We start from the raw sequence: 1,445 nt of genomic DNA, 5'->3' as shown, positions 1-1,445 counted from the left end.
AACGTCGTTTCCAAAAAGTGCTGGTGGATGAGCCGACAGTAGAAGATACGGTAGCTATTCTTCGTGGTCTGAAAGAGCGTTATGAACTTCATCACCATGTAGAAATTACTGACCCAGCGATTGTTGCAGCGGCAAGTTTGTCGCACCGTTATATTTCGGACCGTCAGTTGCCAGATAAAGCCATTGACTTGATCGATGAAGCGGCTTCAAGCATTCGTCTACAAATCGATTCAAAACCAGAATCATTGGATAAGCTTGAGCGTAAAATCATCCAACTAAAAATTGAGCAACAAGCACTAAGTAACGAGCACGATGAAGCGAGTGAAAAGCGTCTGCAAGCATTGAATGATGAGTTGAATGAGAAAGAACGCGAATACGCAGAGTTAGAAGAGGTTTGGAATACAGAAAAAGCCGCACTTTCTGGTACTCAGCATATTAAATCTGAACTAGAGCAAGCTCGTATGGACATGGAGTTTGCGCGTCGTGCTGGTGATCTGAACCGAATGTCTGAGCTCCAATACGGTCGTATTCCGGAATTAGAGAAGCAACTAGACTTGGCGACTCAGGCTGAAATGCAAGAAATGACGCTGCTTCGTAACAAAGTAACAGATAACGAAATCGCAGAAGTGCTTTCTAAACAAACGGGCATTCCAGTATCTAAGATGTTAGAAGCGGAGAAAGAGAAACTACTTCGCATGGAAGATGTGCTTCACAATCGTGTTGTAGGGCAAAGCGAAGCAGTTGCAGTGGTATCGAACGCGATTCGTCGTAGCCGAGCTGGGCTTTCTGATCCAAACCGACCAATTGGTTCCTTCTTATTCTTAGGCCCAACTGGTGTCGGTAAAACGGAACTATGTAAGACACTCGCGAGCTTCATGTTCGACAGTGAAGATGCAATGGTACGCATCGATATGTCGGAGTTCATGGAGAAACACTCAGTGGCAAGATTAGTGGGTGCGCCTCCAGGTTACGTTGGTTACGAAGAGGGTGGTTATCTAACTGAAGCGGTTCGTCGTAAACCATACTCAGTGATCTTGTTGGATGAAGTAGAAAAAGCACATCCAGATGTGTTCAATATTCTTCTGCAGGTGCTTGATGATGGCCGACTCACAGATGGACAAGGTCGTACGGTTGATTTTCGTAACACCGTCGTGATCATGACATCAAACTTGGGTTCCTCTCGAATCCAAGAGAACTTCGCCACATTGGACTATCAAGGTATCAAGAGTGAAGTGATGGATGTGGTTAGCAAACACTTCCGCCCAGAGTTCTTGAACCGTGTTGACGAAATAGTGGTATTCCACCCACTTGGTCAAGAGCACATTAAGTCCATTGCTTCTATTCAATTAGAACGCTTGGCAAAACGACTAGAAGAAAAAGGGTATCAATTGGAGGTGTCTGATAAAGCACTCGACTTGATCGCCCAAGTCGGTTTCGACCCAGTA

The 1,445-nt window shown here is 45.1% G+C and carries 1 protein-coding gene; it reads left to right on the top strand.

Annotated features, from left to right (window positions below; genetic code table 11):
• A partial coding sequence (locus R7P72_RS24285) for an AAA family ATPase (protein WP_318110867.1) occupies nucleotides 1–1,445 on the top strand: 1,445 nt, incomplete at both ends.

The sequence above is a fragment of the Vibrio sp. Vb0888 genome, assembly GCF_033338835.1.
GTDB lineage: Bacteria > Pseudomonadota > Gammaproteobacteria > Enterobacterales > Vibrionaceae > Vibrio > Vibrio alginolyticus.
This window is presented reverse-complemented; position numbering and strand designations above follow the sequence as displayed.